Origin of the sequence: Streptomyces fulvoviolaceus (assembly GCF_000718165.1) — a bacterium.
Classification (GTDB): Bacteria; Actinomycetota; Actinomycetes; order Streptomycetales; family Streptomycetaceae; genus Streptomyces; species Streptomyces fulvoviolaceus.
The window spans coordinates 168,795-191,799 of record NZ_JOEY01000011.1; the positions used below are offsets into that span (position 1 = coordinate 168,795).

General features: G+C 68.8%; 22 protein-coding genes and 1 tRNA gene. 11 read left to right on the plus strand and 12 right to left on the minus strand.

Annotated features, from left to right (window positions below):
* Positions 1–11 precede the first annotated feature (11 nt).
* The 4 genes from IG08_RS0113955 to IG08_RS0113970 all read right to left on the minus strand — a co-directional run bounded on the left by IG08_RS0113955 (position 12) and on the right by IG08_RS0113970 (position 2,665).
* The gene (locus IG08_RS0113955) at positions 12–857 is read right to left on the minus strand and encodes an SAM-dependent methyltransferase (RefSeq protein ID WP_052424672.1); all 846 of its coding nucleotides are present in this window, start codon (positions 855–857) and stop codon (positions 12–14) included.
* Positions 858–912: 55 nt separating this feature from the next.
* Positions 913–1,245, minus strand: coding sequence for a DUF3140 domain-containing protein (locus tag IG08_RS0113960; RefSeq protein WP_030600697.1), 333 nt, complete (start codon positions 1,243–1,245; stop codon positions 913–915).
* 39 nt (positions 1,246–1,284) lie between these two features.
* The gene (locus IG08_RS0113965) at positions 1,285–1,767 is read right to left on the minus strand and encodes a Dps family protein (protein WP_030600699.1); all 483 of its coding nucleotides are present in this window, start codon (positions 1,765–1,767) and stop codon (positions 1,285–1,287) included.
* A gap of 88 nt (positions 1,768–1,855) precedes the next feature.
* Positions 1,856–2,665, minus strand: coding sequence for an alpha/beta hydrolase (locus IG08_RS0113970; RefSeq protein WP_030600702.1), 810 nt, complete (start codon positions 2,663–2,665; stop codon positions 1,856–1,858).
* 173 nt (positions 2,666–2,838) lie between these two features.
* Between IG08_RS0113970 and IG08_RS0113975 the strand changes: the two genes are divergently transcribed.
* Together IG08_RS0113975 and IG08_RS0113980 are read left to right on the plus strand one after the other, a co-directional pair.
* Positions 2,839–4,026, plus strand: a complete 1,188-nt coding sequence (locus tag IG08_RS0113975) for a thiolase family protein (RefSeq protein ID WP_030600703.1) — start codon at positions 2,839–2,841, stop codon at positions 4,024–4,026.
* Between the two features lie 184 nt (positions 4,027–4,210).
* On the plus strand, positions 4,211–4,984 hold the full coding sequence (locus IG08_RS0113980; protein ID WP_030600707.1) for a sulfite exporter TauE/SafE family protein: 774 nt from the start codon (positions 4,211–4,213) through the stop codon (positions 4,982–4,984).
* Here the strand turns inward: IG08_RS0113980 and IG08_RS0113985 are convergent.
* Positions 4,973–5,773, minus strand: a complete 801-nt coding sequence (locus tag IG08_RS0113985; protein WP_030600710.1) for a TIGR01458 family HAD-type hydrolase — start codon at positions 5,771–5,773, stop codon at positions 4,973–4,975. The two genes, IG08_RS0113980 and IG08_RS0113985, sit on opposite strands and share 12 nt — an antisense overlap.
* Positions 5,774–5,861: 88 nt before the next feature.
* On the opposite strand from IG08_RS0113985, the gene IG08_RS0113990 reads away from it, so the two are divergent.
* Complete coding sequence (locus IG08_RS0113990; protein ID WP_030600715.1) at positions 5,862–6,608, plus strand: cobalt-precorrin-6A reductase; 747 nt, start codon at positions 5,862–5,864, stop codon at positions 6,606–6,608.
* On the opposite strand, the gene IG08_RS0113995 is transcribed toward IG08_RS0113990, so the two are convergent.
* The 4 genes from IG08_RS0113995 to IG08_RS0114010 form a co-directional block, all read right to left on the minus strand.
* Positions 6,595–7,017, minus strand: coding sequence for a hypothetical protein (locus IG08_RS0113995; protein WP_030600718.1), 423 nt, complete (start codon positions 7,015–7,017; stop codon positions 6,595–6,597). The genes IG08_RS0113990 and IG08_RS0113995 overlap by 14 nt on opposite strands.
* 43 nt (positions 7,018–7,060) lie before the next feature.
* Entirely contained in the window at positions 7,061–9,139 is a 2,079-nt protein-coding gene (locus IG08_RS0114000) for an MDR family MFS transporter (RefSeq protein WP_030600721.1), read from the minus strand.
* Positions 9,140–9,207: 68 nt separating this feature from the next.
* Positions 9,208–9,981: a precorrin-6A synthase (deacetylating) gene (gene cobF / locus IG08_RS0114005; RefSeq protein WP_030600724.1), complete on the minus strand. Its 774-nt coding sequence runs from the start codon at positions 9,979–9,981 to the stop codon at positions 9,208–9,210.
* A gap of 49 nt (positions 9,982–10,030) precedes the next feature.
* Positions 10,031–10,543 carry a DUF309 domain-containing protein gene (locus IG08_RS0114010; protein WP_030600726.1) on the minus strand — a complete coding sequence of 171 codons (513 nt, stop codon included), beginning with the start codon at positions 10,541–10,543 and terminating at the stop codon, positions 10,031–10,033.
* Positions 10,544–10,643: 100 nt separating this feature from the next.
* Between IG08_RS0114010 and IG08_RS0114015 the strand changes: the two genes are divergently transcribed.
* The 4 genes from IG08_RS0114015 to IG08_RS0114030 all read left to right on the plus strand — a co-directional run bounded on the left by IG08_RS0114015 (position 10,644) and on the right by IG08_RS0114030 (position 15,626).
* Positions 10,644–10,717: transfer RNA gene (locus IG08_RS0114015), tRNA-Pro, on the plus strand.
* A gap of 356 nt (positions 10,718–11,073) precedes the next feature.
* On the plus strand, positions 11,074–13,836 hold the full coding sequence (locus tag IG08_RS0114020; RefSeq protein WP_078655589.1) for a cation-translocating P-type ATPase: 2,763 nt from the start codon (positions 11,074–11,076) through the stop codon (positions 13,834–13,836).
* Between the two features lie 39 nt (positions 13,837–13,875).
* Positions 13,876–15,231 carry an NAD(P)/FAD-dependent oxidoreductase gene (locus IG08_RS0114025; protein ID WP_030600738.1) on the plus strand — a complete coding sequence of 452 codons (1,356 nt, stop codon included), beginning with the start codon at positions 13,876–13,878 and terminating at the stop codon, positions 15,229–15,231.
* Positions 15,232–15,284: 53 nt separating this feature from the next.
* On the plus strand, positions 15,285–15,626 hold the full coding sequence (locus IG08_RS0114030) for a hypothetical protein (RefSeq protein ID WP_030600741.1): 342 nt from the start codon (positions 15,285–15,287) through the stop codon (positions 15,624–15,626).
* 8 nt (positions 15,627–15,634) lie between these two features.
* Here IG08_RS0114030 and IG08_RS0114035 read toward each other — a convergent pair whose 3' ends face one another.
* On the minus strand, positions 15,635–16,129 hold the full coding sequence (locus IG08_RS0114035) for a hypothetical protein (RefSeq protein ID WP_030600744.1): 495 nt from the start codon (positions 16,127–16,129) through the stop codon (positions 15,635–15,637).
* A 347-nt stretch (positions 16,130–16,476) separates the two neighbouring features.
* On the opposite strand from IG08_RS0114035, the gene IG08_RS0114040 reads away from it, so the two are divergent.
* On the plus strand, positions 16,477–17,409 hold the full coding sequence (locus IG08_RS0114040; RefSeq protein ID WP_052424673.1) for a sigma-70 family RNA polymerase sigma factor: 933 nt from the start codon (positions 16,477–16,479) through the stop codon (positions 17,407–17,409).
* A gap of 53 nt (positions 17,410–17,462) precedes the next feature.
* Here IG08_RS0114040 and IG08_RS0114045 read toward each other — a convergent pair whose 3' ends face one another.
* Positions 17,463–18,344 carry a sigma factor-like helix-turn-helix DNA-binding protein gene (locus tag IG08_RS0114045; protein WP_030600753.1) on the minus strand — a complete coding sequence of 294 codons (882 nt, stop codon included), beginning with the start codon at positions 18,342–18,344 and terminating at the stop codon, positions 17,463–17,465.
* 535 nt (positions 18,345–18,879) lie between these two features.
* Between IG08_RS0114045 and IG08_RS0114050 the strand changes: the two genes are divergently transcribed.
* Both IG08_RS0114050 and qcrB read left to right on the plus strand, forming a co-directional pair.
* The gene (locus tag IG08_RS0114050; protein WP_030600756.1) at positions 18,880–19,146 is read left to right on the plus strand and encodes a WhiB family transcriptional regulator; all 267 of its coding nucleotides are present in this window, start codon (positions 18,880–18,882) and stop codon (positions 19,144–19,146) included.
* Positions 19,147–19,326: 180 nt separating this feature from the next.
* A complete protein-coding gene (gene qcrB, locus IG08_RS0114055) occupies positions 19,327–20,991 on the plus strand; it encodes a cytochrome bc1 complex cytochrome b subunit (protein ID WP_030600759.1) in 1,665 nt (554 codons plus the stop codon).
* 11 nt (positions 20,992–21,002) lie between these two features.
* On the opposite strand, the gene IG08_RS0114060 is transcribed toward qcrB, so the two are convergent.
* Positions 21,003–21,686: a sigma-70 family RNA polymerase sigma factor gene (locus IG08_RS0114060; RefSeq protein ID WP_052424674.1), complete on the minus strand. Its 684-nt coding sequence runs from the start codon at positions 21,684–21,686 to the stop codon at positions 21,003–21,005.
* Between the two features lie 267 nt (positions 21,687–21,953).
* Between IG08_RS0114060 and IG08_RS0114065 the strand changes: the two genes are divergently transcribed.
* On the plus strand, positions 21,954–22,904 hold the full coding sequence (locus tag IG08_RS0114065; RefSeq protein ID WP_030600765.1) for an alpha/beta hydrolase: 951 nt from the start codon (positions 21,954–21,956) through the stop codon (positions 22,902–22,904).
* The last annotated feature ends 101 nt before the right edge of the window (positions 22,905–23,005 follow it).

Consider the following 23,005-nt stretch of genomic DNA (forward strand, 5'->3'; position numbering starts at 1 on the left):
TTGGAAAATGCTCAATGTTTGACGCCGACCGCGCCGTACAGCGACACGGGACCGTCGCCCTCCGCCTGCTCGCCCTCCACCGGATGCCAGTCCGACAGGGACACGATCCCCGGCTCCAGCAGGTCAAGTCCCTTGAAGAGGCGGCCCACTTCGGCGTGCGAGCGGGCGGCGAGCGTCACCCCGCTCGCCGTGTACGCCTCGATGCCGCGGCGTACGTTCTCCGGATCGAAGTCCGCCGTCAGCGCGGACAGCGCCAGGGAACTGCCCGGTGCCAGCGCGCCGACCAGCGTGTCCACCAGGTCGTGGGCGCCGTCCTCGTCGGCGATGAAGTGCAGCAGGGCGATCAGCGACAGGGCGACGGGCTGCTCGAAGTCGAGGACGGAGGCGGCCTCTTCGAGGATCCGCTCCGGCTCGCGCGCGTCGGCCTGGACGTAGTGCGTCACGCCGTCGGGGGTGCCGTGCAGCAGGGCTGCCGCGTGGGCGAGGACGATCGGGTCGTTGTCGACGTACACGACCCGCGCCTCCGGTACGACGGACTGGGCCACCTGGTGGAGGTTGGGCTCGGTGGGGATGCCGGAGCCGATGTCGAGGAACTGCCGGATTTCCGTCTCCCGCAGCACCACCCGCGTGGCCTTCTCCATGAACCGGCGGTTGGCGCGCGCGTGCCGTGGCGCGTCCCCCTGCATCGCCGTGATCTGCCGGCCGAGTTCCTCGTCGACCGGGTAGTTGTCCTTGCCGCCGAGGAACCAGTCGTACACCCGGGCCGGGTGTGGCCTGGTCGTGTCGATGCGCCCGGTCACGGGGATGCTCCTCTGCTCGGCGGACGGTGCGATCCGCGAGCAGTGTTGCACGATCATCCGGCGCGGCAGAGACGGTCTTCGGCCACCTGTTTCTCGGTCGACTCCCGCCCTGCTACGGCCTGAGCGGGTCGTGTCCGATCGTCATCAGCAGGTGCCGGCTGCCGGTCTCCCCGGCCGCCGGCTCGTTCTCCACGTCGGCCAGTTCGGTGACGGTGTCCACGACCCGGTACATCGTGCTGACGTCGTCGTCGGTGAGGTCCGTGCGCCGCTTCTGCAGGATCGCCAGGACGTGCTGCCCGGTGGCCGTGCCCGCCCGCTCCGGCAGTGTCTCCGCGTGCTCGTCGGCGTCGCGGACCCGCAGCCAGGCGGCCAGTTCCTGCGAGGTCATGTTCACCACGCGGTGGAAGTCCTCCCACAGCGCGTCGAGTTCGAGGGCGTCGGTCATCCCGTGCCCCTTTCCGTACGTGCCGGTGCGGATCCGGTGTCAGCGATCCTTGGGCCAGTTCTCCGCGTCGAACATCCAGCGCTGCTTCTCCAGTTCCGCGGTGACGGAGATCAGCAGGTCCTGGGTGACCGGATCGGCCTTGTCGGTCGCCTCGATGCGCTCGCGCAGCCGTCCGATGGCCGTCTCCAAAGACTCGACCATCACCTCGACGACCTCGGTGTCCCGCACCCAGCCGTCCTTCGGCGCGGGCAGCGTGAACGCGGACGCGATGGTCTCGGGCCGGCCGTCGGGCGGCAGGCCGAGCGCGGCGGCGCGCTCCGCGACCGTGTCGGAGAACTCGCGGGCGGCCGAGACCACCTCGTCGAGCTGCAGATGGATCGACCGGAAGCGCGGCCCCACGAGGTTCCAGTGGGCCTGCTTCCCGATCAGGGAGAGCCCCAGAAGATCCACCAGGGTGCTCTGCAGCGCATCCCCGACGACCTGACGGGCGGGCTCCGGAAGCGTGCTCTTCACGACAGTCATACGGTGCTCCTCCTTCTGGTCCGTGCGGTCGCGGGTGCCCAGGGCGAACCGGTGCAAACACGGCGCCCCTACGGACCCGCGGGCGGCCTCAGTTCCCGAGGGCACCGTCCAGGAAGCGTGTGACGTGCGCGAAGACCTCTGCCTTGTTCGTCTCGTTGAACACCTCGTGCCGGGCACCCGCGTAGATCCGCTCGGTGAGCCTGCGGCCGCGCAGTTCCTCGATGCCGGAACGGCTTCCGGCGAGCGGCACCAGCCGGTCGTCGTCGCCGTGCAGCCACAGCAGCGGGAGGTCGGCGACATCTCCGCCTTTGGAGACTGTCTGCAGGGTCCGCGCGAATGCCGCCACCGTGGGCCGCTTCATCGGCCCGTGCCAGACCAGCGGATCCGCCGTGTACGCCGCACCCACCTCCGGGTCGCGTGAGAGCGAGGCCGGGCTGATGGGCGTGTCGGGGATCTCGTCGAGGGCCAGCAGCTTCCACGGCAGCTCCCAGGTGCCGATCACCGGCCCGGACAGCACGAGCGCGGTGAGCTCGTCGCCGTACCGCTGCGCGTAGCGGGCCGCGATCAGGCCGCCCATGGAGTGGCCGACCATGACGACGGGGAGGCCGGGGTGTGCGGTCCGGGCCAGCCCGGCCACCGCGTGCACATCGGTGACCACGTCCTCGAAGTCCTCGATCAGCACCCGCTCGCCCGCGGACTTCCCATGGCCCGTGTGATCGGGCCCGAAGACGGCCGCACCGTGCGCCACGAGGACGTCCGCGAGCTCTTCGTACCGGCCGATGTGCTCTCCGTACCCGTGCACCACGAGAGCCACGTACCGCGGCCGTTCGTTCGGCCATTCGCGGACGGTGATCGAGCCGCACGTCCCTGTGAGGACGTGTTCGCGGGCCTCGGCCATGTCTCCTCCAGCTGCGTCGGTGAAGGCTCCCGGGATCTTCCCAGGGATCCGAAAGGCGGTCTACAGTCCGAAACTAGCAGTGCTAATTAATGGCCCGTCCCCGGGCCGTGTCGCTCTGTCGCTCTGTCGGTCTGTTGCTCTGTCGGTCTGTTGCTCTGTCGAGGAGTCCTGTCGTGCGTCCCGTCCACTTCGCGGCCGCCCGCCGCACGCCCATCGGCAAGCTCCGTGGTGCCCTGTCCGCCGTACGCCCCGACGACCTGGCCGCCGCCGTGATCCGCGGCCTGGTCGCCGACGTGCCCGCGCTCGACCCGGAGCGTATCGACGACGTCTACTGGGGCGCCGCCAACCAGGCCGGTGAGGACAACCGCAACGTCGCCCGCATGGCCGCGCTGCTCGCGGGCCTCCCCGAATCCGTGCCCGGCGCCACGGTCAACCGGCTGTGCGCCTCCGGGCTTGAGGCGGTGACGACCGCGGCCCGTACCATCGCCGCCGGCGAGGCCGACATCGTGCTCGCGGGCGGCTCCGAGTCGATGAGCCGCGCCCCCTTCGTGCTGCCCCGCCCCGACGAGGCCCTCCCGCACCGCATGGAGACCGTCGACACCCGGCTCGGCTGGCGTCTGGTCAACCCGGCGATGAAGGTACTCCACGGTCTGCTGCCCATGGGCGAGACCGCGGAGGAGGTCGCCGAGCGCTACGGCATCCCCCGCGAACGGCAGGACGAGTTCGCGCTGCGCAGCCACCAACTGGCCGCCGAGGCACGGAAGAACGGCCACTTCGACGACGAACTCCTGCCGGTGCGGCGCCCGGACGGCGTGACCTTCGACAGTGACGAGTGCATCCGCGAGGACACCTCTTACGAGAAACTGGCGCGGCTGAAGCCGGTCTTCCGCGTGGCCGGCACGGTCACGGCGGGCAACGCCTCGCCGATGAACGACGGCGCGGCCGGACTCCTCCTGGTCAGCGAAGAGGCCCTGAACGAACTGGGGTTGGAGTCCCTGGGCCGCTATGTCGCCGGCGCCTCGGCCGGCGTCCACCCCGACGTGATGGGCATCGGTCCGGTACCCGCCACCCGCAAGGCGCTGGCGCGCGTCGGCTGGAGCGTCGCCGACATCGAGGAGGCGGAGTTCAACGAGGCCTTCGCGGCCCAGGCCCTCGCCTGCGTGGCCGAGCTCGGCATCGCCCCGGACCTCGTCAACCCGAGCGGCGGAGCGATCGCCCTCGGCCATCCCCTGGGCTGCTCGGGCGCCCGCATCCTCACGACCCTGCTGCACCGGATGCGGCGGACGGGGGCGGCGCGGGGCTTGGCGACGATGTGTGTCGGGGTGGGGCAGGGGAGCGCAGTGCTGATCGAGCGGCACTAGGGCAACTTCGCAGTGCCGGCCCACGGCATTCCAGCCCGTCCGGCGTTTGAGGACGAAGCCCCTTCAGGGCCGAAGCGGGGGTCCGGGGGCGACAGCCCCCGGACGACGGCACCTGTCCCAACAGGACCACTCGGCGAGACGCGACTTACAGAACCGGTTAGCTGCACCTAGCATCGGTCTCCGCATGAACACGATGACGCTCTGGCACATATCAGGTTGGGAGTTCGCCGCGCTGGCCGCCGCGGCGCTGCTCGTCGGCTTCTCCAAGACGGCCGTGAGCGGGGCCAACACGGTCAGCCTCGCGATCTTCGCAGCGGTCCTGCCCGCCCGCGCCTCCACCGGCGTACTGCTCCCCATTCTGATCGCGGGGGACGTGCTCGCGGTCCTCACCTACCGGCGGCACGCGCACTGGCCCACGCTGTGGCGGCTGTTCCCGGCGGTAGCGGTGGGCGTGCTCGCCGGCACGCTCTTCCTGGTCTGGGCGGACGACGGGATGGTACGGACGTCGATCGGAGCCATCCTGCTGCTGATGGCCGGAGTGACGATGTGGCGCCGCCGAACGGCCGACGCGGACGAGGAACCGGACTCGGTCGCCACCCGGACGGGCCGCGTCAAGGCACGTTCCTACGGCGTCCTCGGCGGCTTCACGACCATGGTCGCCAACGCCGGTGGCCCCGTGATGTCCATGTACCTCCTGTCGGCGGGCTTCCGGAAGCTCGGCTTCCTGGGGACCTCGGCCTTCTTCTTCCTGATCGTCAACGTGTCCAAGGTGCCCTTCAGCGCGGGCCTCGGTCTGATCGACGGCAACTCGCTGCTCCTTGACGCCGCACTCGTGGTGTTCGTCGTGCCCGGCGCGTTCATCGGCAAATGGGCTGTGAACCGGATCAACCAGCGATTGTTCGAGCAACTCGTGATCGCGGCGACGGTCGTCGGCGGGCTGCAGCTGCTATTGCGATAGGCCCAGCAGCGCCGGCAGGTCCGCGAAGGACTCGATCACATGGTCGGGCGTGCCACTGGCGGCCCGGTGGGCCTCGGGCAGGTACTTGCCGGTCTTCACCAGCACCCCGGTGACACCGGCGCGCTGCGCCGCCAGTACGTCGGACTCGATGTCGTCGCCCACCATCACGGCCTCGTCCGCGCCCACCCCGAGCCGGGCCAGTGCCGCCCCGAAGAAGGCGGGCGACGGCTTGCCCGTCACCTCCGCCTCCGTCCGCGCGGCCTTCTCCAAGCCGGCCAGGAACGCACCCGCGTCGAGCTGCAGCCCGTCCTCGGTACGCCAGTACAGATTGCGGTGCATCGCCACCAGCCGGGCCCCGCGCTGAAGGTGCCCGAAGGCCCGGTTCAGCGCCGCGTAGTCGAACTCGGGACCGGCACCGCCGACGATCACGACATCCGGGACGGTGTCGGTGTCGTCCTCGGCGAGAAGGTCGATGCCTCCGAGATCCTCCCGTACGTCCCCGCTGTTCAGCACGGCACACCGTGCCCCCGGACAGCGCTCGGCGAGATACGCGGCGGTGACCGCCGGCGCGGTCAGGACGTCGTCCGCGGTCACCGGAAACCCCGCGTCCGCCAGCGTCGAGGCGATCGAGGCCCGCGTCCGCGAAGTGGTGTTGGTGACCAGCGCGACGCCCAGCCCGGACGCGCGGATCTCCCGCAGCGCCTCGACCGCACCCGGCAGCGGCTGCCACGAGACGGTGAGGACCCCGTCGATGTCGATCAGGACTGCGCGCACGGACACGGATTCCATGGATGGACGATAACCAGCGACGAGCGCGTACGCCGGTCCGTACACCCGGCGTGCCGCCCCCCGCCCGTGACCTCGTACGCTACGCGCCATGTCCCCCCACGTCCTGATCCTCGGCGGCACCACCGAGGCTCGTGAACTGGCCGCCGCGCTCACGGTACGCCCCGGATTTCGCGTCACCACCTCCCTCGCGGGGCGCGTGACCCGGCCGGGAGCGGTCACGGGGGACGTACGGATCGGGGGCTTCGGCGGCGCGGAGGGCCTGGCCGACTGGCTGCGCGAGGAGCGCGTGGACGCCCTGGTCGACGCCACACACCCTTTCGCCCAGGCGATCACCGCGAACGCGGCCCGCGCCGCCGCGGCGACCGGCGTGCCCTCGGTGGTACTGCGCCGCCCCGGCTGGCAGCCCGGCCCCCAGGACCGATGGCACCTGGTCGACTCCCTGAACGAGGCCGCCGACCTGCTGCCGAGGCTCGGCCGACGGGTGTTCCTCACCACGGGCCGCCTGGAACTCGCCGCCTTCGCCCACCTGACGGACCTGCACTTCGTCGTGAGGTCGGTCGAACTGCCCGAGCCACCGATGCCGCCGCACACCGAAGTCCTCCTGGCCCGCGGCCCGTTCACGGTCGCCGATGAGTCCGCGCTCCTCTACGACCACTGCATCGACGTACTGGTGACCAAGGACAGCGGGGGAGAGGCCACGGCCGCCAAACTCACGGCTGCCCGCGAACTGGCCCTGCCCGTAGTGGTCGTACGGCGTCCGTCCCTGCCGGGTGGCGTGACCGCGGTGCCCGACGTGGCCGGGGTCGAGGCGTGGCTCGGCCTCAACCTGCCGTGACGGAAGCGCGCATGCGGTCGATGGCGCGCAGCACCTCGTCGCGGTTCTTGGCGCTCTTGATCCAGGCGGGGAGACGGGCGACGTAGGTCATCTTCCGGCCGTGCTCGTACCAGGGGTCGCGCTCTCGCAGTGACGCGGCCACGAACCGCCTGAGCAGGTCGAGGTGTTCGAGGTTGTACGCCCACACCACCCCGTGCCTGGTCTCGGTCCGCAGCCACAGCGTCGGCCGGGAGCACCGGTTCGAGGTCCTGGACAGGCCGCAGGACCGGCAGACCAGGCGAGCCTCCGGCTGCGTCCACCGCTCGAAGTGGGCGATCCGGTCGCAGCGCGGGCAGCGGACCAGCACCGAGCCGCTGAAGTCGGAGGCGGCGCGGCCGGGATCGTGGAAACGGACGGGCGCGGGAGACATGCCGCGAGTATGACGACCGCTCGTCGGTCCCGGCACCCGGTTTTCAGCTGGCGCTGCTGCCGGCCAACTCCGCCTTCCGCTCCGGCAGTCCATTGTTCATGTCCTCCACCAGGAGTCGCTTCGCGATCGTGTCCACCGCGGCCCGCAGGTCGGTGCCCGACGGGCGGCCGATGTCCTGCTCCACCCGGTCCTTCAGCCATGCGCCCCAAGCCTCGCTGATGACCCCGGCCTCGCGCGCGCCTGCTTCGGTGTGGGAGAGGAGGGAGCCGTCGCGGGTCAGGTAGCCCTCCTCGACCATCCGGTCGAAGACGGGAAACAGGACCTCGGGAGGCAGGTGACGGCGGGCGGCGATCAGACCGAGGCTGGCGTGACCCACCATCCGTGTGTGCAGTTCCACCTGCATCACGGCCCAGGCCCCGGCGATGTCGAGCCGGGTCTCGGAGCCTTCGACGATCCGGTGGGCGGTGTCCAGGTCCGTGCTGCCGATGATCTTCCCCACGGAGGTCTCCAGCACCCGCTGCGAGTCCGCACCGGACGGCTGGCCGAACCCGTCGCCCATGTCGGTGGAGCCGGCCCGCGCGCTGTCGCGCAGCTGGACCTGTTTGAGGAACAGGGCGACGACGAAGCCCACGGCCGCGACCGGCACGGTCCACAGGAAGACGGTCTGGATCGTGTCGGCGTAGGCGTCGATGATCGGGGAGGCGACGGCCGACGGAAGCTTGTGCAGGCCCTCCGGGCTGGTGGCTGCCTTGGTGACGGTGGCCGCGTCGACGCCGCCCACCTGCACCGCGGAGGCGATCCCCTCCTTGAGGTTCGGCGTCAGGGAGTTGGTGTAGATCGTGCCGAAGACCGCGGTGCCGAAGGAGCTGCCCAGCGTACGGAAGAAGGTGACGCCGGACGTCGCGGTGCCGAGGTCGGCGTACTCGACGGTGTTCTGCACGGCGATCGTCAGGACCTGCATGCACAGCCCGATACCGGTGCCGAGCACGAACATGTACAGCGACTCCAGCCAGGCACCGGTCGAGGGCCCCATCAGCGACATCAGGAACAGCCCGACGCCCATCACCAGGGAGCCGACGATCGGGAAGAACCGGTACTGCCCGGTCTTGCTGACCACGTTGCCGCTGAAGATCGACGCGATGAGCAGGCCGATCACCATGGGCAGCGTCCGTACGCCGGAGACCGTGGCCGAGTCGCCGTCGACGTACTGCAGATAGGTCGGCAGGTACGTCATCGCGCCCAGCATCGCGAAACCGACGATGAAGCTGAGGATCGAGCAGACCGTGAACACCGGGTTGGCGAACAGCCGCATCGGCAGCATCGGTTCGGCCGCCCGGGCCTCCACCCAGCAGAACAGGCCGAGGGCGACGGCGCCGCCCACGAACAGGGCGATGATGACGCCGGAACCCCACGCGTACTCGTTGCCGCCCCAACTGGTCGCCAGGATCAGGGCGCTGGCGCCGACCGCGACGAACGCGATGCCCAGGTAGTCGATCACCGGCCGGGAGGCCGACTTCACGACGGGGATGGTGCGCGCGGCCGCGATCACCACGACGATCGCGATCGGGACGTTGACGTAGAACGCCCAGCGCCACGTCAGATGGTCGGTGAACAGGCCGCCGAGCAGCGGTCCGATGACCGTGGCGACTCCGAACACGGCGCCGATGGCGCCCTGGTACTTGCCGCGTTCCCGCAGCGGGATGACGTCGGCGATCAGCGCCATCGCGGTGACCATGAGACCGCCGGCGCCGACGCCCTGCAGCGCCCGCCAGACGATCAGCAACGTCATGTTGTCGGCGAGACCGCACAGGAACGAGCCCGTGATGAACACGATCGCCGAGACCTGGAAGACCACCTTGCGGCCGAACATGTCGCCGAACTTGCCGACGAGCACCGTGGAGACGGTCTCCGCGAGGAGATAGGAGGTGACCACCCACGACATGTGCTCGGCACCGCCGAGATCGGACACGATCGTCGGCAGCGCCGTGCCCACGATGGTCTGGTCCAGGGCCGCGAGCAGCATCCCCAACATGATCGTCACGAAGACGACGTTGCGGCGGCGCTTGTCCAGCACGGGCGGCTGGGAGGCAGCGGGCGGTGCGGTTTCCTCAGCGACTGTCACGCGGTCACGATCACCCCGCTGGGCCGAACGTGCACACGGAAGCGGGCCGCTCGGGTGCCCCTGGAGACCTACTGCCCCTTCGGGTTGCGGCGCAGCAGATATGTGTCCATGATCCAGCCCTTGCGCGCGCGAGCCTCGGCGCGCAGCCGCTCGATGCGGGGCGCCGTCTCGGCGAGCGGACCGGAGGCGAGGATCTCGTCCGGCGTGCCTATGTAGGCACCCCAGTAGATGTCGATGTCCTGGTCGGCGTACCGGCGGAAGGCCTGGTGGGCGTCGAGCATCACGACCACGTCGTCCACGCCCTCGGGGAAGCCCTCGGCGAGCCGCCGGCCGGTGGTGATCTGGACGGGGCCGGCGACCCGGTTGAGGCCGGTGCGGTGCCGGGCGACGAGCGCGGACACGCTGCTGATGCCGGGCACGACGTCGTATGCGAAGGGCACGGTCCCCCGGTCGAGGAGCTCCTCGAGGACGCCGATGGTGCTGTCGTACAACGCCGGGTCCCCCCACACCAGGAACGCGCCGCTCTCGTCCTCGCCCAGCTCCTCGGCGATCAGCCGCTCGAAGACGTCGGCGCGGGCGCTGCGCCAGTCCCCGACGGCGGGGGAGTAGGCGGCACCGCCGGCGCCGCGGTCCCGGTCCGGGTCGCGGGCCTCGACCACCCGGTACGACCCCTCCGGTATGTGCGCCTCCAGCAGGTCCCGGCGCAACTGCACGAGGTCGCTCTTCACCTCGCCCTTGTCGAGGACGAAGAACACGTCCGTGCTCCGCAGCGCCCTGACCGCCTGCAGGGTCAGCTGCTCGGGGTCGCCCGCGCCGATACCGATGACATGGATCTCTCGCACACCCCGAGTCTGCCGCACACCACTGACAGTGCGGCGCGGGCGTCCGGGCCTAGCGCAGACGGGGCGCCCGGGCCTGTGCATCGATGATCTCTGAGCCCTCCTCGACGAGGTCGGCGAGCCGTCGGGCCCAGACCACCACCCCCGCCAGGTCCATCCCGTACGGCCGCGGCTCCCCAGCGGCCGCCACCCACTCCTCGACGGCCCCGGCGCCGCGCCGCAGCAGCCGGGCCCCGCCCGTGACGTTCCCCCGGGCCGAGTGCGTCAGCCCCACGGCGAGCTGGGCCAGGCCCCGCCACAGGGCCCGCTCCCGCTCGGGGCCCGCCTTCCAGGCGTCCTCGAACACCTCGTGCGCGTGGAACGGCCGCCCCGCGTCCAGCAACGCCTGGGCCTCGGCGACGGTCTCCTGCGGGGTGCGCACCACGCCCTCGGGCTGCCGTTCGACGCCGTCCGCGCCGTACGGCAGGGGCCGCCCGAGCCCGTCCCGCGGCCGGGCGTTGCGGGCCCGCCCCTCGTCGTCGCGGTCCCGTGCGTCTGTCTGTCGTCCAGAGGATGTGCCGCTCATACGTCGATTGTCGCGCGCCCGGCGCCCGCTTCGGCCCGGCCCCCGACGTGGGGTAAAGTGCTGTTCGCGCTTTCCCGCGGTTCACCGCGGATCGGCGCACCGGGACGTGGCGCAGCTTGGTAGCGCACTTGACTGGGGGTCAAGGGGTCGCAGGTTCAAATCCTGTCGTCCCGACAGTGCGAAGGGTCTTCGCGGGCGAGAGCCTGTGAGGGCCCTTTTCGCATGGGTCGCCTCCGGCTTCGAGGGCTGCGCCGACCTGGCCCTCGCCCCTCCGCAGCGGACGTGCGCGCGCTCGGGGTCCCGGGCAGCACGCCGGCCCTGCGGCCCTGCGTGTCACAGCCACCCCTCATGCCCGGTCATACGGGAGGAGCGCGTGCTCGTCGAGGTGAGTGCCGACGCACAGTTCGTCGCGACCGAGCCCCGCGGCTGTGCGGCTTCAAGGGTCTGCCGCTGGGCTTGCCCGGCCAGGCCGTCCTGCATCACGCGAGCTGGGCCGTCGTGATGGTCGGCTCCGGAAAGGAAATGAAGCGATGACGACCCTGGACGGGAAACCCGCGAGTGAGGTCGCGCGCGCGGACACCGCCACGCAGGTCCCCGCCGGTGAGCCGGACACCTGTCGGCAGACTCCCGCCCAGGTGGCGGACCGGCTCGGCGTCGATCCTGGGGTGGGTCTGGACACGGGGCAGGTCTTTGAGCGCGCGGCGGTCCACGGCGCCAATCGACTGTCCGAACCGGCCCGGCGCCCGGAGTGGCTGAAGTTCCTGGACCAGTTCCGCAACTGGCTCATCGCCATCCTGCTGATCGCCGCCGTGGTGGCGGGAGCCATCGGTGACATCAGGGACGCAGTGGTGATCACCGTCGTTCTGCAGATCAACGCCGTGCTCGGCTACTGGCAGGAGCGGCGTGCCGAGCGCAGCCTGGAGGCGCTGCGCCGGATGCTGGTGCCCCTGGCGAGAGTTCGCCGCGACGGCACGGAGCAGGAGGTGAAGGCACAGTCCCTCGTGCCCGGAGACGTGGTCCTGCTGGAGGCCGGCGGTCGCGTACCGGCTGACGGCCGGCTGACCGTCGCGGAGACGGTCGAGGTGGACGAGGCGGCTCTGACCGGTGAGTCCCAGCCGGTTGCCAAGAGCGTGACGGCCGTCGATCACACCGCGACCGCCCCGGTGCCGCTCGCCGAGCGCACCAGCATGCTGTTCATGAACACCGCACTGACCCGGGGCCGTGCCGAAATGATCGTCACGGCCACCGGAATGCGCACCGAAGTCGGCTCCATAGCCGAGGCGTTGCGCACCGGGACGGAACCGCCGAGCCCGCTCCAGGTCCAATTGGACAGCCTCGGCCGGCGGCTGGCAGTGCTGAGCGGAGTCGCGGTCGTCGCCTATGCCCTGAGCGCATGGGTCCGGGGCGAGTCGCTCTCGGACATCGCGCTGCGGGCCGTGGCCCTGGCGGTCGCCGCGATCCCCGAAGGGCTGCCCGCCGTGCTGGCCCTGACACTGGCACTCGGCGTGCACCGCATGGCCCGTCGCGGTGCCATCGTCAAACGACTGGCCTCGGTGGAGTCGCTCGGTGCGGCGACGGTCGTGTGCAGTGACAAGACCGGCACGCTCACCCTCAACGAGATGACCGCACGGACCCTGTGGACCGAAGGCAGGCTCTACGACGTCACCGGGGAGGGGTACGGGACGACAGGAGCCCTCCGCGTCCCCGGCGCGGATGACACGTCTCCCCCCGACGATCTCCGTGCCGCGGTGCTTCCCTTCGCCCTGTGCAACGACGCACGCCTGACCTCCGGCTACTTCATCGGCGACCCGACGGAGGCCGCACTGGTCGTCCTGGCGGCCAAGGCCGGTGTGGACGCCGACTGGATGCGTACGGAACTGCCCCGCGTGGGCGAGCTGCCTTTCGACGGCGCCACCAAGTACATGGCCACCTTCCACACCGAACCCGACGGTCGCACCCGTGTCCACGTCAAGGGCGCGGTCGACGTCCTGCTGGGTATGTGCACCGACGTCCGCACCGAGGACGGTGCGCGCGCCCTCGACGAAGGGCACAGGGACGAGATCCTCGCCGTGACGGCGAGGTTCGGCAGCTCCGGACTGCGGGTACTCGGCGCGGCCACCGCCCTGATGGACTTCGGGCCGAGCGCGTTCACTCCGGTCGAACTGCCCGGCCTGACCCTGGTGTCCATCGCCGGGATCGCCGATCCGCCCCGCCCACAGGCACGGGACGCGATGGCGCTGTGCCGCACGGCGGGAGTGGCCGTGAAGATGATCACCGGTGATCACGCCGACACGGCGGCGGCCATCGCCCGTGAACTGGACATCGCCGGTGACGTCGTGACGGGCGCAGAACTGGACCGGATGACGGAGGAACAACTCGCCGAACGCGTCGACGACATCGGTGTGTTCGCCCGGGTCGCCCCGGATCACAAGGTTGTGATCGTACGAGCGCTGGCGAACCGGGGACACATCGTCGCCATGACCGGCGACGGCGTCAACGACGCCGCTGCGCTCAAGGCCGCGCACATCGGCGTCGCCATGGGCATCACGGGCACGGACGTGGCCAAGGAAGCCGCCGACGTGGTCCTCACCGACGACGACTTCTCCACGATCGTGCGGGCCGTCCGCGAAGGACGGGCCATCTACGCCAACATCGTCAAGTTCGTGCGCTTCCAGCTGGCCACCAACATCGGCGCGATCCTGACCCTGCTCGGTGCCTCCCTCGCGGGTCTCCCCTCCCCGCTCACGGCGGCCCAACTGCTGTGGATCAACATCATCATGGACGGTCCGCCCGCGATGGCCCTGGCCGTCGATCCCGCCCGCGACGATGTGATGCAGCACCCGCCGCGCGACCCGCGTGAGCGGATCCTGGACGCCCGCCGGCTCCTCGCCATCGGCTGGGCCGGTGCGGTCATGGCCACGGGTACCGTGACGCTTCTCGCCGTCGCCCGCTCGTACGTCGACCCGGACACCGCCCTGACCATGGCGTTCACCACGTTCGTGCTGTACCAGCTGTTCAACGCCCTGAGCGCCCGCGGAGACGACGGCCCACTGCTGGGCCGATACCAGTTCCGCAACCGCGCGCTGTGGCTGTGCCTGGGCGGCGTCCTCGCCGTACAGGTCGCCGTCGTCCAACTGCCCTGGGCACGCACGGTCTTCGGGACCGTTCCGCTGACCGTGACCCAGTGGGCCCTGTGCCTGGGCACCGCGTCCACCGTGCTGCTCGCCGAATCCGTCCTGCGCGCGGTGCGGTCCGCGCTGCGCAATCACCGTTGTCACATCACGGCGCGCTGACTCGTCTATGTGACTGACGAACGAGGAACAGAGGGAATCATGCGTGAGATCCTGATCGTCGGTGGTGGCTACGCGGGCTTCTACACCGCGTGGGGCCTGGAGAAGTCGTTGCGGGCCGGCGAGGCGAGGGTGACGGTTGTCGACCCGCGCCCGTACATGACGTACCAACCCTTCCTGCCGGAGGTGACGGCCGGTTCGGTCGAGGCACGCCACGCCGCTGTGTCGTTGCGGCGGCACCTGCACAGGACCCGGCTGGTCGCGGGGAGTGTGACGGAAATCCGGCACGCGGACCGGGCGGTCACGGTCCGGCCGGTGGACGGCGGCGACTACGAGCTGCGCTACGACATCCTCGTCGTCACCGCCGGCGCTGTGACGCGTACCTTCCCCATCCCCGGTCTGGCACAGCGGGCCATCGGTCTGAAGCACGTGGAGGAGGCGGTGGCCATCCGCGACCGGCTCCTGACCGCGTTCGACCAGGCCGCGACACTGCCGCCCGGCGGCGAGCGCCGAAAGCTGCTCACCGTCACCTTCGTGGGCGGCGGATTCTCCGGAGTCGAGGGCTTCGGTGAACTGCTGTCACTGGCGACCGCGATGCTCAAGTTCTACCCGGAGTTGAGCCCGGAGGACCTGTCCTTCCATCTGGTCGAGGCCCGGGACCACATTCTGCCCGAGGTGAGCGACCGGCCGGGGGAGTGGGTGGTGCGCTCCTTGGAACGCCGAGGAGCGCACGTGCACCTCAACACACAACTCGTCTCCGCCGCGGACGGGCACATCGTGCTCTCCAGCGGAGAGGAGTTCGATTCGGAGCTGATCGTCTGGACGGCCGGCAACGCCTCGAACCCGGTCGTGCACAACCACACGGACCTGCCGGTCGACGAGCGGGGTCTGCTCGTGGTCCGGCCCGATCTTCGCGTGGGTACCGACAGCGAGCCGATGGCGGATGTGTGGGCGGCGGGTGACGACGCGGCCGTTCCCGACCTGGCGCTGGCGACACCGGGGGCGCGGACGGTGCCGAACGCCCAGCACGCCGTGCGGCAGGGCAAGCGCCTCGCCAAGAACATCGCGGCCCACCTGCACGGGGGCAGAATCCGAGACTATCGCCACGGCAGCCTGGGAGTGGTGGCGACGCTGGGGCTCGGTCGCGGCATCTTCCAGTACAGGAGCATCGTCATCAAGGGACTTCCCGCCTGGCTGATGCATCGGGGCTATCACGTGCTGGCGGTGCCCACCTGGGAGCGCAAGGTCCGCGTTCTCACCGTCTGGCTCACCGCGGCACTGTTCGGTCGGGACCTCGTCTCCCTGGCCTCCGTTCAGCGCCCACGGGAAGCGTTCGTCACGAGCGGCAATCCGCCGAGCTCGGGGGAGAGCCGGACGAGCGAGGCGACAGCCGCATGAGCATGCGGTACGTCGCACGGTTCAGCGCGCCGGGATCCGCCTGGAGGGACGCCATGGACGAGAGTGAAGAGGCCGAACGCGGTCTGACCGACATCGAGACATTCCTGTACCGGGAAGCTCATCTGCGAGCAGCGCACCGGCGCGTTGCGGATTTCACCGCACGGGAGCCGGGGCTGACCCAGGAGCAGAAGACTGACATCGAGCGGTGGTATCTCGAGGAGCAGGCATACGTTGCGCGCATGGTGACGGAACACACCGCTGACAGCATCAGTGAGGTGGAGGAGCAGCATCGCCTCCGCCTCGGGCGATGGCTGCGCGGCACGCTGACCGCGATGACCCTGATCACCGTGGTGATGATCGGGCTGTGTGTCGTGATCCTGGAATCGTCGCGCTGAACCACCGTCTAGGAACGCTTGGCGCGGTAGAGGCCCCGACCGGCACGCTGGACGCGGGAAGCACCGACCAGGCGGTCGAGGGTGCTGCGGACAGCGTTGATGCTTCCGCTGTCGGTGTCACGGCCGAGAGCCGCGGCGACATCGCGGGCCCGCACGTCGACATCGCCGATGCCGGCGAAGTACTCCATGATCTGCTCGGTCAGCATTCCGTACGACTTCTGCCCGTCCACGTCGGTGTCGAGGGCAACAGGATGTCCGGCGTCCTTGCCGCTTTTCGGCTGACGAGGCTGTGGAGCGGCCTTCGTTGTGGTGTCCGCGGGTTCGGCGGCCGAGCTGACCATCAGGGGTTCAAGGGCGCTGAGGGCCCGCTGCACCGAGCCGAGATGAGCCACGACCGCGGCCAGTTCCCTTTCCAGCGCCTGTTTCTGGATCTGCAGGCGGGCCAGGTCCTCCTGAAGGCTCTCAGCGGTGATCTCAATGCTGTGCGCTGTTACAGAGACCATGTGTTCCTCTCATCCAACGCGGGAATGCCCCTCAGCCATCATATGCAGTGACTCATTCCCACTTGTCAATCAACAACGTGTCAAAGCCCTGGTGCCATCGTTGGTAACGACTCCACGGGCCGTGTGTCGGCCGGGCGCCAGTCGTCCTGGAGACGGCCGGCAACAACCTGCTGCCCCAGCACTGTCACAGAAACGATTCCTGCCCGGTCTAGTGGAGCAGATGCGATTGGAGCAGTCGTGACTCTCAGCAGCAGTCCCCACAGCACCTCGAGAAGCCGTGACCACCCGGTCGCCGCGTGCTCGCGCTCCTAGACAACTGCAACCGGAGGAACGGAGTCCGCTGGATCATGGTTCTCGAACCGTCCCCCACGACAAGTGACCTCGAAGAGGCTGTTTCTGTCTTTGTGCAGTACCGGAACCGTCTCTTCGGAATCGCCTACCGGGTGCTCGGCAGCGCGGTCGAGGCCGAAGACGTGGTCCAGGAAGTATGGGTGCGCTGGCAGAACACCGACCGATCCGTGGTGGTCAGCCCGGTCGCCTTCCTCTCGAGCACGACGACCCGCCTGGCCATCAACGTCGCGCAGTCCGCGCGTGTGCGTCGGGAAACCTACATAGGACCGTGGCTGCCCGAACCCGTCGACACGAGCTCGGACCCGGAGATGGGAGCGCAGCGTGCCGAGGCTCTCGAACTGGCGCTGCTGTTGGTGCTGGAGAAGCTGAGCCCCACTGAACGCGCCGCATACGTACTGCGCGAGGCGTTCGACTACGCCTATCCCGAGATCGCCGAGATCCTTCGACTCAGCCTCGTGAACGTGCGGAAGATCGTAAGTCGTGCTCGCAAGCATCTGTCGGAAGAGCAGCGGGAGAGCGTGGACACGGCGGAGCACCGACGCCTTCTCAGTGCTTTCGTGGCAGCAGCTCAAACAGGGGATGTGGCTTCCCTGGAGGCCCTTCTCACCCCCGATACCGTCAGTCTGTCCGACGGCAACGGCATGCGGGGCTGCGCTCGCATCCCTGTGCTGGGTCGTGCGCGGGTGGCCAAGATGGTGACCTATCCGAAGCTCTGGCGGGAAGCGGAGCCCAGGTTGGTCGACGCCAACGGTTCTACGGGTGTGATGGTCTACCGAGGTGGCCAACCCATCGCGTTCATGACGATGGCCGCATCGAGGGAAGGCATCCACCAGTTGATGTGGGTGTTCAGCCCGATCAAGATCGCCGCGTTCCTTGGTTCGCGTTCCCGCTTCGCAACCGCCGGTGGCCCTGCGTCGGGTGGTGTGTGAGGGGGCAGCCACGCGCGTGCTCGGGAGGCTCCCCCTCTCCCAGGGCCGTACGGTCAAGCGGGGGTGGGTGGTTGGTTCCAGGAACGGAGTTTGTCGGGGTTGAGCACGACCCAGACCTGTGCGACGTGGTGGTCGGCGATGTCGAGGCTGATGACGGCGGCGACTTGGTGGTGGTAGCGGGCGACGAGGCCGGTGGTGCCGTTGACGTCGTGAGTGGTCAATATGGTGTGCCGGCGGTGGGCCAGGAGTGTCAGCAGGCTGTGGGCGACCGGCCGGTTGCCGTGGACGGGCCTGGCCAGTGCCCGCACCTTGCCGCCGCCGTCGAAGAACGCGGTGGCGTCCGGGCACAGCAGCGATGCCAGCGCATCGGCGTCCTCACTCACACAGGCTTGGCGGACGGCGTGGGCGAGGGCGTCCTGCTCTGCCGGTGTCGTGGGACGTGAGCGCCGTAGCCGCAGACTGTGGCGGGCCCGGTCGGCGAGTTCGGCGCACTCCGGCGCGCTACGTCCGACGATGTCGGCGACCGCGTCGGGGGGCATCCCGAACACGTCATTGAGCACGAACGCCGCCCGCTCGGCCGGCGACAGCAAGTCCAGCGCCTGCAGCAGAACCTGACCGGCCTCCTCCTCCAGCTTCTCCTGAGCCTCCTCGGCCTCTGCCGCCTGCGTGCGGTGCCCGTCCCTCTGACCGGCTGTGCCCCGGCCGGGGAGGGAGAGTCGGCCCAGACAGATCCCGCCCGCGGTCTTCGCAAGCCAGGACCGTGGCGCCGTGATCTGACGGCGGGCAGCGTCGGAAAGCCCGTACCACCGGCGGTAGGCCTCGTCGACAACGCGCTCCGCGTCACCGGGACTGCCCAGCATCCAATAGGCGACATCCAGCAGATACCGACGCTCGTCAAGCAATTCCGCGATCGGCACCGCGTCAGCATGGTCCATACAACAACCTCTCTCTCACACGGCACCACGCAGAGCGGCCGCCGCATCAACCCCGTCGACGTTCAGGAGGGCTTCAGCGGTATCGGCATCCCGACGGCAGGGTGGCCCTGGGCACGCCCCTGTGCCCGGAAAGAGGCCGCAGTGGCCGATGGCTGAGTCCTCGTGCACGACACACCTCCTTCATTTCTCGGCTCAATCCGTTAGACCGAACACGCACGGATCTTGTGACATGGCACTCCTGAACGATCACGAGGAGTGGGGTGCTTTCCGTGTGCCGGGGCTCACGTCGCGCCGGCCGGTGCCGCGGCACGGGTGTCCGGGCCGAGAGCCGATCGCACCATCTGCGCCGTTGGCCGTGGCGTCCCGGCACAGGGGCCGCTCAGGAGGACCGTGCCCGCTACGCGACCGTGGCGCGAGTGTCACACCTGCGCTCATTGCCCGGTCTCACGTGACAGCCCCGGTACCGGGGCTTCCTGCTGAACGACGAACTCCCGGAGGTTGCTTTCTCATGGCTGCTGAACGAGGAGACCACACCGTGTATTGGCGCGAACGGGCGGCCTGCCTACGTGTCGACGACCCTGATCTGTTCTTTCCCATCGGAATCAGCGGCCTGACGCTCGCTCAGGTCGAGAAGGCCAAGGCTGTCTGTGACCGTTGTCCCGTCATGGAGCAGTGCCTCAACTGGGCCTTGTACGTGGGGCATGTGGAAGGCATCTGGGGCGGCACGACGGAGAGCGAACGCCGTGCGATGAAGCGACGTGTGGCCCGCCAGGCCGAGAACACGGTCACCACGGCGGCGTGAGGGCGGCAGGCCCTGCGTGTCACATCCACGCCTCATGCGTGGTCATAGAGGTGGGAGCAGTCCACGATCAACGGGCGACCACCGACCCCGATTCGTCCGGCTGACTCGTGTTTCTCGGGCGATGCACGCACCGGAACCATTCCCACCGGTAGGCGGCTGTTTATGAATGGTGGTAGAGCCATGGGCGACGGGATTCGGGAAAACGAAGCATGGCCCGGAGGGAAGGGGGAAAGGCTCGCCGAGTGGTTCGACGGGCGAGTGGGCGTCCATAGCCTGGTCAGGGCGAAAGCGCGGAGAGTTTTCCCGGACCACTGGTCGTTCATGCTGGGAGAGATATGCCTCTACAGCTTCATCATCATCGTCGTTACGGGTGTGTATCTGACGCTGTATTTCCATCCCTCGATGGAGAAAGTGGAGTATCAGGGGAGCTATGCGCCGCTGCAGGGCCAGCTGGTGTCGGAGGCATTCGATTCGACCATGCACATCTCCTTCGATGTCCGTGGTGGCCTACTGATCCGGCAGGCGCACCACTGGGCAGCGCTGGTCTTCGTCGCCGCCATGCTCGTCCACATGATGCGCGTGTTCTTCACGGGTGCCTTCCGTAAGCCTCGCGAACTCACCTGGGTTTTCGGATTCCTGCTGCTGATCCTCGGAATGTTCGCAGGGCTGACGGGATATGACCTCCCGGACGACCTCCTTTCCGGAACCGGACTCGCTGTCGTGAACGGAACAATCCTGTCCATCCCGATCGTCGGAACGTACCTCTCGATGTTCCTCTTCGGAGGCGAGTTCCCGGGCGAGGATCTTGTGGCACGCTTCCACACGATCCACGTTCTGATCATTCCGGCCCTCATGGTGGGACTGCTCGTCGCCCATCTGCTCCTGGTCCTCCATCACCAGCACACGCAGTATCCGGGTCCGGGACGGAGCAACAGGAATGTCGTGGGCCTGCCGCCGAAGGTGCGTGCTGTGAAGTCCGCGGGATTCTTCTTCCTGGTCGCCGGCGTCATCTTCGTCATGGCCGCGGTCGCACAGATAAACCCTGTCTGGCTGTATGGCCCCTACCGCGCCGACCAGGTCTCGGCCGGATCGCAGCCCGACTGGTACATGGGCGTGGCAGACGGGCTGCTGCGGGTCATGCCCGGCTGGGAAATCGCCTTCTGGGGCCACACCTTGGCCCTGGACAACCTGATCCCGCTGTTGGTAGGCGTCGGTCTCTTTCTTGCCATGGGCGCGTACCCCTTCATCGAGTCCTGGGTGACCGGTGACGATCGTGAGCAGCACGTCCTCGACCGACCACGCAACCGTCCGGTGCGAACGGCACTCGGTGTCGCGTGGATCGGTTTCTATCTGGTGGCCTTGCTCGGTGCCGCGAACGACATCATCGCCCTCCGCTTCCATGTCTCGGTCAACTCGGTGACGTGGGCAGTTCGCATCGGCCTTTTCATCGTGCCTCTCGCGGCCTATGTCGTGACGAAGAGGTGCGCGCTCGGCCTCCAGCGCCGAGACCGGGACAAAGTGCTGCACGGCCGCGAGACCGGTATCGTCAAGCGATTGCCGCACGGTGAGTTCGTCGAGGTCCACGAACCACTCGGCCAAGGACAACTCCACGTGCTCACTCAGCACGAGCAATACAAGCCGATCGGTCCCCGCCCCGCGGTGAACGGGGGAGGACCGGATATGAACGGGGGAGGACCGGATATGAACGGGGGAGGACCGGATGCAGGATTCCGCCTTGCCCAGCGCCTGCGTGCCAGGCTCAGCCGAAGCTTCTACGGCGAAGGCACACAGATCACCAAGCCGACCGCGCAGGAGTACCAGGAGATCGCCGGCAAACACCGGTGACGACTACTCGCTCACTCTGTTCGGTGGTCGGCGTCCGCGGAAAGAACCCGTTCCAAGTGGGCGAGGTCACCGGACTGGGCCGCTGCGAGGAACGCCTGAACGAGACGCCGATGCGCGACGGAGTCCACTGGCTGCCTGCAATGGTCTGTATCGAGACGCTCTTGGGCGCGTGAGACCTGCTGCCTTGCATTGGCGACGGTCAGGCGCAGGATCTCGGAGATCCGGCCGTACGGATATCCGAAACCCTCACGTAGGACGTAAGCCGCACGCTGCCTCGGCGTCAGCGTCTCCATCAGTAGGAGAACTGCATGCTCAACCGTGTCTTGCTGCTCGACCACCGCTTCCGGGGTCACGCGCTTGTCCACGAGTTCCGGGAGCCAAGGACTGGCGCAGGATTCGCGGCGTCGCCAGGCGGACTGGACCACGTTGATGGCCAGCCGGACGGTGGTCGTCCTGAGCAGCGCCGACGGGTTCAGGACGAGCGCGTGGTCCGTGCCCTGCCACCGGAGCCATGCCTCTTGGATGACGTCTTCAGCCTCGTTCGCGTTTCCGAGGATTCGGTTGGCGATCTTGAGCAGTCCGGGTCTGGCGCGGACGAAGACCGACACCGCGGCATCCAGTTCATCGATCGTCGGGTCGGCCGTGGTCCCGGCCATCTCCCGACCTTGCCCGGCTTGGGCCACATAAGTGTCCACGACCGGCTCCTCTGCTCCGGGGATCAACGGCTTGAAAGGCCGTGACCACCAAAGTCGCGCCCAGGAGCAGCCGAGTGCGCCCTTGGGAACCCGTAGTCGGCTTCGTGGTCGTGCCGTGGCCGAGCCTCTGTCCGATGGTGCTGGGGGAGTGCCGTGCGACTGCTGCACTGATCAAGTCACCCTCTGGGCGTGTGTCACACCTTCAGTGCGTGCCCTGTCATAAGGGGTGACAGCAGGTGTGAGCCTGCCGACCCAAGGAGTGCAGCGATGACGAAGCACGTTCTTGAGACTGCGGCTCAGGAGCTCGCGGACACGACGTCCGTCCCGCCGTTCCTGTATGAGTTGGGTCCGGAAGGTGCCCGGAAGTTTCTGGACGAACTGCAGGCAGAGCCTGTGGAGAAGCCGGACGTGGAGGAGAAGTGGATCACGGTGCCCGCCGACGTGGGCGAGGTGGCGGTACGCATCGTGAGGCCCTCCGGTGGCCAAGGCACCTTGCCGGTCGTCCTCTACGTGCACGGCGGAGGCTGGGTCATAGGCAACGTCGGCACTCACGACCGTCTGGTGCGAGAGCTGGCCGTCGGGGCGAATGCCGCCGTCGTGTTCGTGGAGTACGACCGTTCGCCGGAGGCCAAGTACCCGGTCGCCGTCGAACAGGCCTATGCGACGGCACGGTGGATCACCGCGAGGGGCGCCGAGACGGGCCTGGACGCCTCCCGCCTGGCGGTGGCCGGCGACTCCGTCGGCGGCAACATGGCCGCGGCACTGACCCTCATGGCCAAGCGGCGCCGTGACGTGACCTTCGTGCACCAGTCGCTGTACTACCCCGTCACGGACGCGGGCCAGAACACCGAAAGCTACCGGGAGTTCGCCGACGGCCCCTACCTCACGGCGAAGGCCATGGCCTGGTTCTGGGACTGCTACACCACCGACCTGGCCCAGCGGGCGGAGATCACCGTCTCGCCGCTGCGGGCGAGCCTGAAGGAGCTGCAAGGGCTGCCGCCCGCGCTCGTCATCGTCGACGAGAACGACGTGCTGCGGGACGAGGGCGAGGCGTACGCCCGCAGGTTGACCCAGGCCGACGTTCCCACCACGAGTATCCGCATCAACGGTGCCCTGCACGACTTCATGATGCTGAACCCTCTCCGGAGCACGCAGGCGGCGACCGCCGCGATGGAGCAGGCCATCCACACCCTGCGCACCGCCCTGCACAACAACTGAGTTTCCGGCCGGTCCGGTCCGGCACGGCCGAGCACGGGGACTGCCGGGCATGCCGTCGGCGGCCGTGTCGCAGGGCGAGTGGGCCGCCCGGTCCCAGTTGC

Coding starts and splice junctions, on each gene's coding strand:
- IG08_RS0113955 (WP_052424672.1), bottom strand. CDS start 857: ATGATCGTGCAACACTGCTCGCGGATCGCACCGTCCGCCGAGCAGAGG.
- IG08_RS0113960 (WP_030600697.1), bottom strand. CDS start 1,245: ATGACCGACGCCCTCGAACTCGACGCGCTGTGGGAGGACTTCCACCGC.
- IG08_RS0113965 (WP_030600699.1), bottom strand. CDS start 1,767: ATGACTGTCGTGAAGAGCACGCTTCCGGAGCCCGCCCGTCAGGTCGTC.
- IG08_RS0113970 (WP_030600702.1), bottom strand. CDS start 2,665: ATGGCCGAGGCCCGCGAACACGTCCTCACAGGGACGTGCGGCTCGATC.
- IG08_RS0113980 (WP_030600707.1), top strand. CDS start 4,211: ATGAACACGATGACGCTCTGGCACATATCAGGTTGGGAGTTCGCCGCG.
- IG08_RS0113985 (WP_030600710.1), bottom strand. CDS start 5,773: ATGGAATCCGTGTCCGTGCGCGCAGTCCTGATCGACATCGACGGGGTC.
- IG08_RS0113990 (WP_030600715.1), top strand. CDS start 5,862: ATGTCCCCCCACGTCCTGATCCTCGGCGGCACCACCGAGGCTCGTGAA.
- IG08_RS0113995 (WP_030600718.1), bottom strand. CDS start 7,017: ATGTCTCCCGCGCCCGTCCGTTTCCACGATCCCGGCCGCGCCGCCTCC.
- IG08_RS0114010 (WP_030600726.1), bottom strand. CDS start 10,543: ATGAGCGGCACATCCTCTGGACGACAGACAGACGCACGGGACCGCGAC.
- IG08_RS0114020 (WP_078655589.1), top strand. CDS start 11,074: ATGACGACCCTGGACGGGAAACCCGCGAGTGAGGTCGCGCGCGCGGAC.
- IG08_RS0114025 (WP_030600738.1), top strand. CDS start 13,876: ATGCGTGAGATCCTGATCGTCGGTGGTGGCTACGCGGGCTTCTACACC.
- IG08_RS0114030 (WP_030600741.1), top strand. CDS start 15,285: ATGGACGAGAGTGAAGAGGCCGAACGCGGTCTGACCGACATCGAGACA.
- IG08_RS0114035 (WP_030600744.1), bottom strand. CDS start 16,129: ATGGTCTCTGTAACAGCGCACAGCATTGAGATCACCGCTGAGAGCCTT.
- IG08_RS0114040 (WP_052424673.1), top strand. CDS start 16,477: ATGGTTCTCGAACCGTCCCCCACGACAAGTGACCTCGAAGAGGCTGTT.
- IG08_RS0114045 (WP_030600753.1), bottom strand. CDS start 18,344: ATGGACCATGCTGACGCGGTGCCGATCGCGGAATTGCTTGACGAGCGT.
- qcrB (WP_030600759.1), top strand. CDS start 19,327: ATGGGCGACGGGATTCGGGAAAACGAAGCATGGCCCGGAGGGAAGGGG.
- IG08_RS0114065 (WP_030600765.1), top strand. CDS start 21,954: ATGACGAAGCACGTTCTTGAGACTGCGGCTCAGGAGCTCGCGGACACG.